Here is a 15,086-nt window from a genome sequence, read left to right on the forward strand (position 1 = left end):
ATTACGTCTTAGTCGGCACCATGACATTAAGTATGAACAACTTTTTCCCAGGAATTTTCGTAAAAATAGCGGTACTTACCCTCCCCGCTTCGGCAGCGAAAAATTCACTGCTTCGACATTCACGGTTTGGTGATTAATCCTGTCGATATCCACGGAACTCTGCCCGTTTTCATTGATGGCATGAACATTAGCGAGGGAAAGCAGCGTGTCCTGGCGGGCCATAAATTGACCACGGACATCTTTACGCAAATCGAAATGCATTTTTAACGCCGGGCCAATCGCTGAAGTTTGCATCACGTTGATATTACGCAAAAAGAGGTGCTGCGGTTGATTATGCAGTTCCAGCGTAGCACGCGTCATCCGTACATTGGTGATGGCAACAAATGAGGGGGCGTTACCGGATGAAATTTGAATGCCGCGTAATTTATAAGCAACCTGGCGATTATCCAACCGAATAGCGTTTAATTTAAAGTTTTGCGGAATTGACAGGTATTTTCCTTTAACGACGCCATAGCCGATGAGCATCCCGGCACTATTCGTCATATCAATATTATCAATGACGAAATTATCACAGCCATAAATTGCGATCGTTGCGTTATCAATACCCGCATTTTTACTGAAATCGGGCGTGATGTTTTTGGCTTTGACATTGCGAATGACGAAATGTTTGCCATTTTCTACGTGCACCAGCTGTCGGCAATCAGATCCGGTAATATTGGCCACCACAAAGTTTTTTACTGCCTGGTCTTCAGGATAACTGTTGTCATAGGTGCTACCCGCCAGCCCGATGCCGATCCCCCAGTTGATTTTGCCATTGGTACAATCAATGCGTTCGATGACATGATCGGAAATCAGGATGTCGCGGTCGTGAATCGCGACATTCCACTCAATGGCGTCCCCCTGCAAATCGCTAAAGCGGCTATGCGTAATCCGCGCGCCGTCCATTTGGTTATGAAATCCCTGGCGGAGAATGGCGTAGTTGGCGTGGGTAACGGTGATGTCATCGATAATGAGATTACGCATCACCTGCGGTTCCTTACCACCGATGAAAATTTGCGCGACGGGGCCAAAGCCGCTCATCGCCACGCCTTTAATCACACAGTCCGACCCGCGAACATCCAGCGTCACATTGTGCAGACTGCCGCCCTGCTCCCCCACCACCTGACACCCGTCCTGCAAAATAAACCGTCCCCGGCCATTCCCACGCACCGCGCCCTGTACCCGCAGAGTTTTTCCCGCCGGAATCGTTATCGCCGCATTGATATTTTCACACACCCATCCTGGCGGTACGACCACGGTCTGTCCGTCGGCGAAGGCCTGTTTGAACGAGGCGATACCGTCATCCGCCGGATAATCCTTAATATCGACGGTCTCGCGAGGTTCACGCGCCTGTACCGGCAAGGCGCGCAGAAAAGGAAGAACAGCAAGCGCAGAACCTGCCGTCAGGAGAGTACGTCGGGAGAATTTAGTCGCGGGCATACCACCTCGTTTATATCGTTTGTAGCAGGCAGGCTAACTGGCGATTAATCACCTGCTGATTAAAATCTTGCGCCACTTTTTCACGGGCGCGCGTGATCACCGACTCCAGCGTGTCGTGGTCAATCCGGCTGAACTCAGCGAGTCGGGCCGCCAGCGCCTGCGCATCGTTTTCCGGCACCAGCCAGCCGGATTTGCCGGCCTCCACCAGTTCCGGAATACCGCTATGCACGGTAGATACCACGGGAATCCCTACCGCCATCGCCTCCATCAGCGCTACCGGAATACCTTCCATATCGCCATCCGTACCGGTAATCGACGGCAGCAAAAAAACATCGGCGTCATCCAGCATCGCCTTCACTTCATGGCTCGGTTTAAACCCCAGCATCTCAATGACATCCTCTAGCTGATACTGCTCGATGAGCGTGCGCAGCCGACGTTCCCACGGGCCAATCCCCAGAATGCGGTAGCGAAACGCCACGCCCTGCGCTTTCAGTTGCCGACAGGCTTCAATCGCCACATGCAGGCCTTTTTTCTCGGTCAGGCGCGCGACGGAAATCATCTCCAGCGGCATCCCTGGCGCTTTCACCGGACGATGGGTAAAACGCGTCATGTCGACGCCCATGCGCGAAACGGCAATCTTTTCCGGCGGACAGCCCATACTTTTCAGGCGACCGGCCCACAGATCGCTGATGGGCAGCATCAGATCGCCACGACGAAACAACTGCTGATACTCCGGCGTGTAATGACTGAGCACTTCGCGGCTGGAAATATCAATCCCGTGGAAAATAGTCGCGATTTTGCCGCGAAGCACGCCCAGTTCGCGTAGTTTGGCCGCCGTCACGCCCGCCGGACCAAAGTGCGCGATGAACACATCCGCCACAAAAGGGTGGCTCACCTGCGCGCAAATCGCGGAAAGAATCAAATTGCGTGATTCATCGCCATAGCGGGTAAAATTGAGCGCTTTCCAGGTCGCCGCCCGATGCAGCCCCGGCAGCGTTTTACATGCCCGGTAGCGCAGTTTCGCCAGCCGTCCCTGGGGCTCATCCTGTAACCAGCGGGTTTTCGCCGCCAGGCCATACTTCTCCCAGGCGGCGTGAGTATGTTGGGTATCGCCTTTTTGTAACGCGACAATCTCCACCTCATGGCCCATATCAATAAACGCAGTAATCTGATTCAGCACAAAGGTTTCCGATGAGAGTGGAAATTTCAGCAGAAAAAAGCTGACTTTCATTGCGCCTCCCGAATTCTGTCGAGAACGGATTTGATCATCGTGAACCCTTTCGCCCGCTCCTCGGTAACGGCGTTAGCCACTTTTGCCTTTAGCGCAGGCAATTGATTGAGCGTATCGGCCACCACGCTTTGTAATGAACCGTTCAGCAAGTGACGGATATCGATAGCCAATTCCGCCAGGCCTAGCTGCTGCATAATCCCGGCGGATTTATGTTCATAATTAATGGCGATAGCGGGCGTGCCAAAATTCATGGAGATAATGGCGGAATGCAGGCGCGTCCCGATGGTCAGTACGCAGGAGGCGAGGATCTTTCCGATTTCCACGTCATTGAGTTCGTCCATCGCGATATGGAAATGTTCTGAGTCGTTTACATACTTCGCCATCCGTAACGCAACCATCCGGTCATCGCGGTTATAGCGATCGATACTGGTGCAGGTCGACAGCGCCAGTACCTGATAACCGTCCGCAATCAGGCGATTCACGACCTGAGCAAATGCCTGCTCATAGGCCTGCTGAGTGGTGCCCAGGCGTTTATCAAACGGATCCAGATCGCGCAACGTAATCGCGACGGTTTTGCGGCGCGCGGTGACGTCCAGCCAGTGCTGCACAGCATAACTGGCAACAAACTCGTCGTGACGGCGTTCGACTAACCAGGCGGTATCCACCCCCTGCTCCACTTTCCGGGTATCGATCTGCGCGGCGGTCATCATATCGCGGCTGACGGTTTCACGCAGGATCAGCGCACTGGTGCGGCCAAAAACATAATTGGCGAGCTGGTTAAAGTCAGGATTCTGGAAAGGGCCGACGCTATGTCCCACCATATAAATTGGTTTGTTCGCCATAAACGCGCACAGCGGATATTCAAAGTGAGTCAAACCGTATAAGTCGACATAGTTTGAACCGCCCACCTGAATGACGGCGTCATACTGCGCAATAAATTGCGCGAATTCGGCAAATTCCGGCGCGATAGCAAAATTACGCAGCGATCCTTCCTGGGCGACTTTAGACAATAAAATTTTATGCTGAAAACGACGGCGTAATATTTTTTTCACCCGACCGTTAAGCCCTGCCGCCGCCTGCTGTTTCTGGCTTAACTGATACAGCGGGTCGGCAATAATCGGGCGCCCCTGCAACCAGGCGGAACTCACCGGGAAACGGCTCATCACATCCATCTCCGCCTCTGGCGCCTGTTGACGGATGGCATCAAGCAAACCGCGCATAATGGCGCTATCACCACGGTTGCCGCATGTGTGGTTGCCTAAAATTAATAATTTCATAAATAGCCTCTTATATCCCCGTCATCCGACACGTAATAACTTTTTCAGTTTTGCACTGCCAACAAGCTGATTTTTAATTTCCATCACCAGCGCATTGCGTGAAAAAATAATCATTAAAATAAAACTCAAAATACCGACCATAACCTGTAGTGCGAATACCCCCGACAACGGTAAATAACCGTCGACCAGCTTTCCTGCGCCGTAGCTGGTAATAAATGTTGGCAATGAGAGATAAAACGGTAGCCACAGGCTGAGAATATACTGACGATAGCTGGAGCCGAGTACCGGCTTAATCATCACGAAATAGCTCAGAATGGTGTTGATGATTTGCACCACCAGGAACCCCAGCGTCACGCCAATCGCCCCCGCCAGATGGCCGCCAATGAGAATTGCCGGGATAAACAGAAACGTTTTAAAGACGTTGAATTTAAAGCTGATATCCACGCGCGCTTTCGCCATCAGCAGCGAACCAATCGGGTTGCCGACCGAGCGCAACAGCCCCACCACGCACAGCAATTGCAGGATCGGGATAATGCTGTTCCACTTCTCGCCAAACACTAACGGCACAAAATTGTTTGCCACTACCATCAGGCCCAACAGCGCGGGAAAATTGATAATTCCCACCACGGAAAGCAACTTATAGAAGTTGACGCGCAGCTTCTCGGTATCGTCCTGGATTTTGGCGAATGCCGGAAATAGCACGCGAGTAATGATGGGATTAAGCTTCGCCGGCGGCACAACCGCCACGTTGTACGCGAGGTTATATCCCCCGGCGACGCTTGCGCCGAGAATTCTCGCCAGTACCAGCGTCGATAAATTCGTGTTGATGTAATTGACGATACTGTCCGCCGTCAGCCACGCGCCAAAACGCAGGTTCGTGGACACCGATGCCAGCGAAAAATGCAGCCCCGGACGGTAAATCTTGCGGCCAAAGTAACCAAACAGCAGCGTTCGCACCGCACTGTTCACCAGATAGCCGAGAATCGCGGTTAACGCCAGCGGCCAGTAATGGGCGCTAATCACCGTAAAGGTGAACCCCGCCAGCACGGAGGTCGTTTCGATCATGCCGATCTTATTGAACTCCAGCTCTTTTTGCATTAGCGCGCGGAACTGCTGCCCGTGAGGGATCACGATGAACGCCAGCGACAACGTTTTGATTAACGGCGCGAGATCCGGGTTATGCAAAACATGGGCAATCGCATCGCTCAGCCAAAAGACCACCGCAAATACCACAATCCCAAGCCCAACGTTTAGCCAGTAGAGCGTGGTCAGCTCCAGATGCCCAATCGTTTTACGCTGGATAATCGAGTTCGCGATGCCAAAGTCCGAGATCGTGTCGGCCAGCGCGATAATCACCAGCGAGACGGTCAACAGGCCAAACTGGTGGTTGTCGATGATCCGCGCCAGCACCGTCATCTGAATTAACCCCAGACCGATAATCACTATCGTGGCGATAGCCGACCATTTAGCGCCGCTGATCGTTTTTTGTCGTAAACTCATTCTTTTCTCCAGAACCTGCTCACAAGGCGTCATTGGCGCAGCCAGATTGAGCACTGCCCTGGTGCAATATGGCAAGTAAAATACCCTTGTGGGTCAGGTTCTTAATACGCCGCTTTATTAACAAACCCTTTAAAAATCGTCAGAAAAACGATTTTGATATCGAACCAAATACTCCATTCGCGGATGTATTCCAGGTCGAATTCCACGCGTTTTTCCATTTTCTCCAGCGTATCGGTCTCACCGCGCCAGCCATTAATTTGCGCCCAGCCGGTGATGCCCGGCTTCATCTTGTGGCGTAGCATGTAACCTTCAATCAACTGACGATACTGTTCGTTGTGCGCCACCGCGTGAGGACGAGGACCGACGATGGACATCCCGCCGGTTAACACGTTGATAAACTGCGGCAATTCATCCAGCGAGGTACGACGCAAAAAGTTACCTACCCGGGTGACGCGCGGATCGTTTTGCGTCGCCTGGGTAACGACCTTATCGTTCTCCATCACCTTCATTGAGCGGAACTTCCAGACCTTGATCGGCTTGCCGTCCATCCCGTAGCGCGTCTGACGGAAAATCACCGGCCCGGGCGAGCTCAATTTGACCGCCAGCGCAATGCAGCACAGTACCGGTGAGATGAGCAGCAGAATCAGCGACGCCAGCACGATATCTTCTGCCCGTTTAAGCAGACGGTTAATCCCTGATAGCGGCGTGTCATACAGCGGAACGACCGGAACGCCGCTCATCTCCTCCACGCGCGAGTGGAGAATATTAAAGGTGAACACATCGGGAATAAGGATCACCGAGCAGGTGGTGTCGGCCAGCTCGCGCACCAGTTTTTTCACCATGGCGCCGTCGCTCATTGACATGGCGATATAAACATTGTGAATTCGCGAGGCTTTCGCATCGTCAATTAACTGCTCGAAGTTCCCGGCCCAGTCAGCAGAGACGCCGCCCGGTTTGGGATCGTGATAGACGCCCACCACCTCAAAACCCAGCCACGGCTCATTACGGAAGCTATCCAGCAACGCCTGGCCCGCAGGCAAATCCCCGGCGACGGCGACCCGGCGAGTGTTATAACCACGATTGCGTAGCCAGCCCGCGCCGAAACGAATAAATGAACGGCATAACACTAAGCCCAGGCTGGACAGCGCATACCAGGCCAGCCAGGTGGCGAGGCGGTTGTCAAAGTCATCATTAAACGCCACCAGACCGGCGCTGAAGATCAGGCTCAGCGTCCAGTTTTGCAGTAACAGCGTTAACTCTGTCGACATTTTGACGCCGCGCCAGGAGCGATAAAAATCGGTCATCCCGCCCAGCATTTGAAAAACAACCAGCGTAATCAGCGCCACCAACAGGTGCATGTACAGGAATGGCAGTCCACTGACTTCACAGATGAACCACAGCCCGCCAAACATGATGGTGATATCTGAAAAGCGTTGCACCATAGAGATTAACGATGCATTGGTTTTGGCTCGTTCGCGCTTTTTTAGATTTGTCATCGTTGTTCCTGTGATTGGCCCCTTACCCGCAGGCGGTAAGGGGAGATCTGACGTTACTGATTCAGCAGCGCCAGCAGAGTGCGTGTTCGCGCTTCCATCAGCGGAATATCGCCGCGTGATTCCACATTCAGGCGCACCACCGGTTCGGTGTTTGACGAGCGCAGGTTGAAACGCCAGTTGGCGAACGACATGCTGAGACCGTCCGTGCGGTCCACTGCCTGCGCCTCTTCCGCGAAGTGCGCTTCCACCCGCGCCATGGCCGCCGCCGGCTCCGCCAGCCTGCTGTTGATTTCCCCGCTCGCCGGGAACGCCGCCATCCGGTCGCGGACCAGCTCACCCAGCGACTGCCCCTTCAGGCACACCAGCTCCGCCACCAGCAGCCACGGGATCATCCCGCTGTCGCAGTAGGCAAAATCACGAAAATAGTGATGCGCGCTCATTTCCCCGCCATAAATGGCATCCTCCGTACGCATCCGCTCCTTGATAAAGGCATGTCCGGTTTTTGACATCACCGGCGTCCCGCCCGCCGCCGTCACCACTGCCTCCGTGTTCCAGGTCAGGCGCGGGTCGTGGATAATCTTCGCCCCCGGGTGTTTTTCCAGAAACGCTTCCGCCAGCAGCCCGACGATGTAGTACCCCTCGATAAACTGCCCTTTCTCATCGAACAGGAAGCAGCGGTCGAAGTCGCCGTCAAAGGCGATGCCCATGTCCGCCCCGTGTTCAATAACGGCCTTACGGGTGTCGTCGCGACACTCCGGCAGCAACGGGTTGGGAATGCCGTTCGGGAAGGTGCCGTCCGGGGTGTTGTGGATTTTGATGAACTCCACCGGCGCGCCCAGCGCCTTCAGACGCGCTTCGATGGCGTCAATGACCGGCCCCGCCGCGCCGTTGCCGGAATTCACCACCAGCTTCAGCGGGGTGAGATTGCTGACGCTGATATAGCCGAGCAGGTGGCCGATGTAGGCGTCGCGCAGGCTGATTTGTCTGTAGCTGCCGCGCGCGGCCTCGTTCACCGGCGGGAAGTCGCCCGCTTCCGCCAGACGCTGAACGTCGCGCAGACCGGTGTCGCCGCTTATCGGGCGGGCGCCCTCGCGTACCAGCTTCATACCGTTGTAGTCCATCGGGTTATGGCTGGCGGTCACCTCAATACCGCCGTCCACGCCAAGGTGGAAGGTGGCGAAGTAAATCTCTTCGGTGCCGGACATACCGATATCCAGCACGTCGACGCCCGCGTCCTGTAACCCTTTCGCCAGCGCCAGCTTCAGCGCCTCGCTGGTCAGGCGCACGTCGCCGCCCAGCACGATGGTTTTCGGTTTTAAATATTCGCCGTAGGCGCGGCCAATCCGCCACGCGATATCTTCATTGAGCTCTTCGCCCAGCCTGCCGCGAATGTCGTAGGCCTTGAAACAGGTTAATTTTGTCATGTTCTTACCCTTCTTCAGGCAACAGTTAGCCCTGACCGTAAATGGCCAACATCGTTATTGTTATTCATTGCCGGATGGCGCGTTGCGCTTACCGGGCATAATTGCAGGCGTCAGATCCGCCCGTAACGATCCTCGAACCGCACCACGTCGTCCTCTTCGAGATACGAGCCGGAACGCACTTCAATTAAATCGAGCGGTATTTTTCCCGGATTTTCCAGGCAGTGGGTCGCCCCCAGCGGAATATAGATGGACTCGTTTTCACCGAGCAGCTTAACCTCGCCGTTGATGGTGACTCTGGCGGTCCCCGCCACCACCACCCAGTGCTCGGCGCGGTGATGGTGCATCTGCACCGACAGTCCTTCCCCCGGCTTGACGGTAATGCGCTTCACCTGATAGCGCTCGCCCGCGTCGATGGAGTCGTATTTGCCCCACGGACGGTAAACCTCGCGGTGCATGTGGTGCTCATGGCGTCCGTCGGCCTTGATCTTCTCCACCACCTTTTTCACGTCCTGCACCGCGTGGCGATCGGCAATCAGCACGGCGTCTTTGGTCTGCACCACCACCAGATCCTTCACGCCGACGGTGGTCACCAGGCCGGATTCGGCGTAAACGTAGCTGTTTTCCGTTTTATGGCTGATGACGTCGCCGTGGTGGACGTTTCCCTCCGGGGTGTGGGCGCTGATTTCCCACAGCGAGGACCACGAGCCGACATCGCTCCAGCCCGCGTCCATTGGCATCACCACCGCGTCCGCCGTCCGCTCCATCACCGCATAGTCAATGGACTCTTCCGGACAGGCGAGGAAGGCCTCTTCATCCACGCGAATGAAGTCAAGATCCGGATCGACGCCGCGCATCGCCTGCTCACAGGCGGCCAGAATATCGGGGCGGAACTTTTTCAGCTCTTCCAGATAGCGTCCGGCGCGGAACAGAAACATGCCGCTGTTCCAGTAGTAATCGCCGCTGGCGACGTAGGCTTGAGCGGTTTCCAGCCCCGGCTTCTCAACGAACTGCGCCACCTCAAAAGCCACCGCATCCGTCGCGCCCGGCACGACATCACCGCGCCGGATATAGCCATAGCCGGTTTCCGGCAGATCCGGCACGATACCGAAGGTCACCAGTTTGCCCGCGTCGGCATAGGGCATGGCGCCGCGCACCGCGTCGCGGAAGGCCTCTTCATTGGCGATCGCATGATCCGCCGCCAGTACCAGCATCAGCGGATCGCAGTCCGTATGCTGGCGCGTCGCTGCCAGCGCCGCCAACGCAATCGCCGGCGCGGTATTGCGCCCGGCGGGCTCAAGAATAATGTTCTCCGTCAGCTTATTGAGCCGGCGGAGCTGTTCGGCAACGATAAAACGGTGCTGTTCGTTGCAGATCACCACCGGGCTTTCGCACTCCACGCCGTTCAGACGGCAAATGGTGGTTTGCAGCATGGTGAGATCGCCTTTCAGGCACAGAAACTGTTTTGGATAAAGCACGCGAGAAAGCGGCCACAATCGGCTACCGGAGCCACCGGCCATCACAACCGGGTAAAGTTTTGTCTGACGCATTATCATCCCCGAATATCTGCAATAAATTGGCGTAGCACGTTCTCTTTATTGAGCGTGCGTTCGGCGTATTCACGTGCCGTCGTGTTGTTTTTCGGCATGGCGAGCGCCTGGCTAATCCCGTCGACCAGCGCGTCGGTCGACTCCGGCTCCACGCAAACGGCGATGCCCGGATAGCGCGCGCAAAGTTGTCCTAATTCGGTGTGCGGCTCAGCGGTAATCACCGCATTACCGCCGACCGCCAGAATGTTAGTCAGCTTGGAGGGCAGTACCGCATCCGCTGCGCCGCGCTTTTGCACCACCAGATGGCAGTCGCCCATTTTCAGCAGCGCGGGTAAGGCGTCGTAAGGCTGCAGCGGGAGGAATTTAATATTTGCCAGGCCGCGTTCGCGGGCCATGTTCTCCAGCCGCGCCTTGCCGCCCCCCTGGCCGACAATCGCAAAAATCAACGGTCGATCGCGTAATCGTTCCGCGGCGTCAATTACCTTTTCCAGCCCTTGCTTTTCGCCGATATTGCCGGAATAGAGCACAATTTTTTTGCCCTCTGGCAAGCCAAGCTGCTGACGCAAAGCCGTCACGTCAGCGTCATTAACGTCCTGAAAGCGCGCCACTTCCGACCAGTTCGGAAAAAAGAGGATTTTTTCCGCCGCGACGCCTTTTTCCCGCGCTTTATTCATCATGGAGCGAGAAATGGTCGAAACATTATCAACGTTACGCAGCGCGCTGCGTTCAAAGGCCGTCGCTAACCGCGCTACGCTGCCGCGCTTGCCTTTTCCCGCCATTCCTAAGCCGAGCATGGCGTCCACTTCGTAATCCTGAATATGCAGAACGGTACGTGCGCCGGAGAGTGTCGCCAGCAGGCGCATTCCCGGCGTACAAAAGAGCGTCGGTACAACGCCGATAATCCGATCCGGCTTCCAGCGACGCTGCGCCATCAGTGGGAAAAAACTGCTCAATGCAAAGCTCCCCAGATGAAGTAGTCGTTTTAGGGTGGAGGGCTGTTTCGGCACATACAGCGGGCAACGCCAGACGGTAGCCTCGCCCTCTTCCCGGCGATAGCGCCAGGCGGAATAGCGCTCGCCGACCTTCCACTGCGGGTAGTACGGCGGCGCAGTAATGACCCGCACCTCATGGCCTTCCTGCGCCATCCACGCCACCATTTCACCGGTATATTTGCCGATACCGGTCAGTTCCGGCGAATAGTTAATGCCATAGACCAGGATCTTCATAGGCCCACCGCCGGCGCGTCAGGAAAGAAGTAGGCCCGACTGTTCTCATGAACATTGTCGCTTGCCAGAAGCTGTTCCGGCGTCAGCCAGCGGTAACTGCCATGCTGGGTGTCAGGCAGGCGTAAATCGCTCTCCGCCACGCGCAGACGAAAGCCGAGCACGATGTAGTGAGTTGAAAAATCCTCACCGGAAAAGTTGTCGTCATAGAAGTGCTGCCAGACGCCATAAAACGTCCCTGCCGCCAGCGGCAGACGCACGCCCAGTTCCGCCTGCGTCAGGCGTGCAAAGGCGGCCTCCAGCGTTTCGTCTTTGCACACCCGCCCCCCCGGCACAAACCAGTAGCCCTGCGCCGGACGGTTGAGACGCTGACCCAGTAAAATTTCCCCCTGGCCGTTTTCCACAATGAAATCGAGGGAGATGAGGGGCGTGGTCCGCACCACGGCGGCGAAATCTTCCTGACGTAAAAACATTGTCACCCCCGGAACCGTTGCTGATTCTCAAGGAACCACTGGTAAGTACCGGCAAGCCCTGCCTCCAGTGAAATTTCGTGATACCAGCCAAGCTGATGCAGGCGCGTGACGTCGAGCAATTTACGCGGCGTGCCGTCCGGCTTCGCGGCGTCGAACACCACCCGGCCCTGGTAACCCACCACCTTTGCGATGGTCTGCGCCAGCTCGCGAATGGTGCAGTCCACGCCAGTGCCGACGTTAATGTGCGACAGCATCGGGTCGGTGTTCTCCTGCCACACTTCGCGCGCCAGCTCCATCACGTGAATGCTGGCCGCCGCCATATCGTCAACGTGCAGAAATTCGCGCATCGGCGTGCCGCTGCCCCACACCACCACCTCCGGCGCGTGGCTCTGTGCGGCCTCATGAAAGCGGCGCAGCAGCGCCGGGATCACATGTGAATTGTCCGGATGGAAATTATCATGCGGGCCGTACAGGTTGGTTGGCATCACCGAACGGTAGTCGCGACCGTACTGCCGGTTGTAGGACTCGCACAGTTTAATCCCGGCGATCTTGGCGATGGCATACGGCTCGTTGGTCGGCTCCAGCGTCCCCTGCAGCAGCTCGCTTTCCGCCATCGGCTGCCTTGCCAGTTTCGGATAGATACAGGACGAACCGAGAAACAGCAGTTTGTTCACGTTGTGCAGGTGCGCGGCGTGAATAATGTTGCTCTCTATCATCATGTTTTCATAAATAAAATCCGCCGGATACGTGTTGTTGGCGACAATGCCGCCCACTTTCGCCGCCGCCAGATAAACCTGGTCGATACCCGCCCCGGCAAAGAACGCCTGTACCGCGCGCCCGTCGAGCAGATCCAGCTCATCGCGGGTGCGCAGCACCAGTTCCACGTCGCCGCGCGGCGCAAGCTGCCGTACAATGGCGGAGCCCACCATTCCGCGATGGCCCGCCACAAAAATTCGTTGCTTATTCATTCTCAGGACTCCAGCGCGATGGCCACCTCGTAACCGTGAGATTTCAGCAGTGAGTGTTTTTTCGCGGCCTCCAGATCGTTCGCCACCATCTCCGAGACCATCTCCGACAGGGTGATTTCCGGTTTCCAGCCCAGTTTCTCATGCGCTTTGGACGGATCGCCCAGCAGGGTTTCCACTTCCGCCGGACGGAAATAACGCGGATCAACGGCCACAATCACATCGCCCGGTTTCACGCCCGGCGCATCGTGTCCGGTAACGGATACCACAATCCCTTTCTCATTAATGCCTTCGCCTTCAAAGCGCAGTTTTATCCCCAGTTGCGCCGCCGCCAGCTCCACAAACTGGCGTACGGAATACTGCACGCCGGTGGCAATCACGAAATCTTCCGGCTGCTCCTGCTGTAACATCATCCACTGCATCCGCACGTAATCTTTCGCATGACCCCAGTCGCGCAGCGAGTCCATGTTGCCGAGATACAGGCAGGACTCCAGTCCCTGGGCGATATTGGCGATGGCGCGGGTGATCTTACGGGTGACGAAGGTTTCGCCGCGACGCGGGGACTCATGGTTAAACAGAATGCCGTTACAGGCGTAAATACCGTAGGATTCACGGTAGTTGACGGTGATCCAGTAGGCGTACAGTTTCGCCACCGCATAGGGGGAACGCGGGTAGAACGGCGTGGTCTCTTTCTGCGGAATTTCCTGCACCAGCCCGTACAGTTCAGAGGTGGAGGCCTGGTAGAAACGCGTTTTCTTTTCAAGACCGAGGAAGCGAATCGCCTCCAGCAGGCGCAGCGTGCCCATCGCATCCACATCGGCGGTATATTCCGGCGACTCAAACGACACCGCCACGTGGCTCATCGCGCCCAGGTTGTAGACCTCATCCGGCTGCACTTCCTGTAAAATGCGGGTCAGGTTGGAGGCGTCGGTGAGGTCGCCGTAATGCAGATGAAATTTCGGGTTGCAGCTGTGCGGGTCCTGATAAATATGGTCCACGCGCTCGGTATTAAACGATGACGCGCGACGCTTGATACCATGCACCTCATACCCTTTTTCCAGCAGAAATTCTGCCAGGTAAGACCCATCCTGTCCGGTTACGCCAGTAATGAGAGCGACTTTTGACATTTTCATTTCCTCAAATAGTCCCGTTAGGGAGTAACTTTCTGAACGCGCTGGCGCGTTACCACTGCGGGATTGCCCCGACAAATCGCATTTGCCGGTAATGATTTAAATACGCTGCTGCGCGCGCCGACGACGGTGCCATGACCTATCATCACGCCGGGCGCGACAAAAACATCGGTTGCCAGCCAACATTTTTCGCCAATAACAATCGGCGCGGCGTTAATATCGAAATGGGCGCTGGTATAATCATGGCTACCGGTACACAAATACCCTTTTTGTGAAATGACCGCATGTGCGCCAATTTTAATTTCACCCAACGTATATAACACCGCGTCGTCGCCTACCCAGGCATAATCGCCGACGGTTAATTTCCACGGATAGGTAATTTTTACTGACGGTCGAATAACCACATTCTTTCCAATTTTGGCGCCAAACAGACGCAGCAAAAAGGCTCGCCAGCGATACAATATTTGCGGCGATCCGGCGAATAATGTCGCCTGTACCGCCCACCATAATTGTACTTTTAGCGCATTAGCGCCGCGGAACCCTTTCGGCACCGTAAAGCCGCTAAGATCCTGCATAATAACTCCCGGTGATTAGACTTTGTTATACCGCGCTTTTGTTTTACCCGTCGTTTTCAGACGTAATAAATAGGATAATTGCGCCCAAAACCCTGGCACACGTAATATTTTTCGCTGTACGTTTTTTGCATCCTGACATAATTCCAGATTATTCGAGGTTGACACGCCGCCCATCGAAAATTCAGATACCAGTCCGTTAATTCGCCGAAAAGGATAGCCTGCTTTATAGAGACGGGCCGCCAGCGCATAATCTGAAGAGACATGATATTGCAGATCATAAGGATACTTTTTTAACGCTACCGTCGGGAAAAATATCGCCTGATGGCTGGCTGGCAAACTATGGTAGATATAATACCCGGGTTTAGCCTTCCGGCGTATTTTATGCCCGCCGCCGAAATCCAGCAGCGCGTCGCCAATATACATCGCCTCGCCCTTTTGTCGCGCCAGTTGGCGGACAAACAGCGCGGCATCATCATGGAACGCATCACCGGAATTAAGAAACAGGGTATAGCGCCCCTGCGCCAGCGCAATGCCTTTGTTCATGGCATCATAAATACCGCGATCCTTTTCACTGATAAAACGCAGGTTAAACTCACCGTGACGTTTTTGCAGAAATTCGCGCGTGCCGTCCTCCGAACCGCCATCCACTACGATCCATTCAAATGACAGACCCGGATCGCGCGCCAGATTGCGCAGCGAGCGCCAGGTTTTTACCACCCCTTCGTAATTGCGAAAGGCGACGGTAACGACGCTTAAAAACATGCAA

The 15,086-nt window shown here is 55.5% G+C and carries 13 protein-coding genes; all 13 read right to left on the minus strand.

The window, feature by feature from the left end:
* Positions 1-75: 75 nt before the first annotated feature.
* Positions 76-1,479, minus strand: a complete 1,404-nt coding sequence (gene wcaM, locus ACLJRS_RS06705) for a colanic acid biosynthesis protein WcaM (RefSeq protein ID WP_001111837.1) — start codon at positions 1,477-1,479, stop codon at positions 76-78.
* Between the two features lie 10 nt (positions 1,480-1,489).
* Positions 1,490-2,710, minus strand: a complete 1,221-nt coding sequence (wcaL, locus tag ACLJRS_RS06710; RefSeq protein ID WP_000868507.1) for a colanic acid biosynthesis glycosyltransferase WcaL — start codon at positions 2,708-2,710, stop codon at positions 1,490-1,492.
* Positions 2,707-3,987, minus strand: coding sequence for a colanic acid biosynthesis pyruvyl transferase WcaK (gene wcaK, locus ACLJRS_RS06715; RefSeq protein ID WP_000770896.1), 1,281 nt, complete (start codon positions 3,985-3,987; stop codon positions 2,707-2,709). Before wcaK ends, wcaL begins: the two co-directional genes overlap by 4 nt.
* 21 nt (positions 3,988-4,008) lie before the next feature.
* Positions 4,009-5,487, minus strand: coding sequence for a colanic acid undecaprenyl disphosphate flippase WzxC (gene wzxC, locus ACLJRS_RS06720; RefSeq protein ID WP_000058681.1), 1,479 nt, complete (start codon positions 5,485-5,487; stop codon positions 4,009-4,011).
* A gap of 101 nt (positions 5,488-5,588) precedes the next feature.
* Entirely contained in the window at positions 5,589-6,983 is a 1,395-nt protein-coding gene (gene wcaJ / locus ACLJRS_RS06725) for an undecaprenyl-phosphate glucose phosphotransferase (RefSeq protein ID WP_000183163.1), read from the minus strand.
* Positions 6,984-7,036: 53 nt separating this feature from the next.
* A complete protein-coding gene (gene cpsG / locus ACLJRS_RS06730; RefSeq protein WP_000164202.1) occupies positions 7,037-8,407 on the minus strand; it encodes a colanic acid biosynthesis phosphomannomutase CpsG in 1,371 nt (456 codons plus the stop codon).
* A gap of 110 nt (positions 8,408-8,517) precedes the next feature.
* Positions 8,518-9,960, minus strand: coding sequence for a mannose-1-phosphate guanyltransferase (cpsB, locus tag ACLJRS_RS06735; RefSeq protein ID WP_000605957.1), 1,443 nt, complete (start codon positions 9,958-9,960; stop codon positions 8,518-8,520).
* Positions 9,957-11,180, minus strand: coding sequence for a colanic acid biosynthesis fucosyltransferase WcaI (gene wcaI, locus ACLJRS_RS06740; protein WP_000699631.1), 1,224 nt, complete (start codon positions 11,178-11,180; stop codon positions 9,957-9,959). Before wcaI ends, cpsB begins: the two co-directional genes overlap by 4 nt.
* Positions 11,177-11,650, minus strand: a complete 474-nt coding sequence (locus ACLJRS_RS06745) for a GDP-mannose mannosyl hydrolase (RefSeq protein WP_001669238.1) — start codon at positions 11,648-11,650, stop codon at positions 11,177-11,179. The genes wcaI and ACLJRS_RS06745 overlap by 4 nt, the downstream gene beginning before the upstream one ends.
* A gap of 2 nt (positions 11,651-11,652) precedes the next feature.
* The gene (locus ACLJRS_RS06750) at positions 11,653-12,618 is read right to left on the minus strand and encodes a GDP-L-fucose synthase family protein (protein ID WP_001041688.1); all 966 of its coding nucleotides are present in this window, start codon (positions 12,616-12,618) and stop codon (positions 11,653-11,655) included.
* A gap of 2 nt (positions 12,619-12,620) precedes the next feature.
* The gene (gene gmd, locus ACLJRS_RS06755; RefSeq protein ID WP_000048160.1) at positions 12,621-13,742 is read right to left on the minus strand and encodes a GDP-mannose 4,6-dehydratase; all 1,122 of its coding nucleotides are present in this window, start codon (positions 13,740-13,742) and stop codon (positions 12,621-12,623) included.
* Between the two features lie 23 nt (positions 13,743-13,765).
* Positions 13,766-14,320, minus strand: a complete 555-nt coding sequence (gene wcaF / locus ACLJRS_RS06760) for a colanic acid biosynthesis acetyltransferase WcaF (protein ID WP_001153598.1) — start codon at positions 14,318-14,320, stop codon at positions 13,766-13,768.
* Positions 14,321-14,335: 15 nt separating this feature from the next.
* Entirely contained in the window at positions 14,336-15,082 is a 747-nt protein-coding gene (wcaE, locus tag ACLJRS_RS06765; protein ID WP_000480134.1) for a colanic acid biosynthesis glycosyltransferase WcaE, read from the minus strand.
* Positions 15,083-15,086 lie beyond the last annotated feature (4 nt).

The sequence above is a fragment of the Salmonella sp. SAL00670 genome (assembly GCF_046552235.1).
Taxonomy (GTDB): domain Bacteria; phylum Pseudomonadota; class Gammaproteobacteria; order Enterobacterales; family Enterobacteriaceae; genus Salmonella; species Salmonella enterica.